At 49.6% G+C, this 349-nt stretch carries 2 rRNA genes; both read left to right on the top strand.

From position 1 onward, the window contains the following. Positions 1 to 84, top strand: a 23S ribosomal RNA gene (locus tag J9892_RS21580); the annotation flags it as partial. 123 nt (positions 85 to 207) lie between these two features. After that, positions 208 to 322 (top strand): 5S ribosomal RNA (gene rrf, locus J9892_RS21575). The last annotated feature ends 27 nt before the right edge of the window (positions 323 to 349 follow it).

Below are 349 nucleotides of genomic sequence, written 5' to 3'. Positions count from 1 at the left end.
AGACCACAACGTTGATAGGTGGGGTGTGTAAGCGTAGCGATACGTTGAGCTAACCCATACTAATTACCCGTGAGGCTTAACCATACAACACCCAAGAAGTGTTTCTGGCCTTGTAGCGAATGAGCGAACTACTTACAAATTCAGTGATAATGACAACGCAAACTAGCGAAGTCGTTATTCACGTCAGCTTTCTGGATTAAGAATTTGCCTGGCGGCAATAGCGCAGTGGAACCACCTGACCCCATGCCGAACTCAGAAGTGAAACGCTGTAGCGCCGATGGTAGTGTGGCATTCGCCATGCGAGAGTAGGACACTGCCAGGCACCCAATACAAGAAACCCCGCTCACTC

Origin of the sequence: Aeromonas sp. Prich7-2, assembly GCF_017939255.1 — a bacterium.
Taxonomy (GTDB): Bacteria; Pseudomonadota; Gammaproteobacteria; order Enterobacterales; family Aeromonadaceae; genus Aeromonas; species Aeromonas caviae.
This window is presented reverse-complemented; position numbering and strand designations above follow the sequence as displayed.